The organism is Streptomyces sp. BE20, assembly GCF_036322525.1.
Lineage (GTDB): Bacteria > Actinomycetota > Actinomycetes > Streptomycetales > Streptomycetaceae > Kitasatospora.
Genome location: NZ_JAQYWW010000449.1, coordinates 1 through 315 on the forward strand (window position 1 = coordinate 1; position 315 = coordinate 315).

Genomic DNA, 315 nt, shown 5'->3' on the forward strand with positions numbered 1-315 from the left:
CTCACCGCCCGCGACGGCGCCCGGCCCCTCGCCCGCGGCCTGATGCCCGCCCCCGCCGCCCTCGCCCTCCAGCCCCGCGTCAACGGCGACGACCGCCCCCGCACCGAACCCGCGGCCGCGACCGAACACGCCACCGCCAGCCGCCACCACCCCCACGCCCGCCCGCTCACCCCCCACCGCCTCCCCGAACCCCCCCCCCCCACCGGCAGCACCCCCCCGGCCGCCGCGCGGCACGGCCCCCCCAACCACGCCGGCCCCCCGCTCCTCGACCAGCTCGCCCCCGCCCCCCCCCCCACCCCCCCCCCCCCCGACCCC

The 315-nt window shown here is 85.1% G+C and carries 1 pseudogene; it reads left to right on the forward strand.

The features are described 5' to 3' along the window. Positions 1-315, forward strand: a pseudogene (locus PUR61_RS45170) (hypothetical protein); the annotation flags it as partial.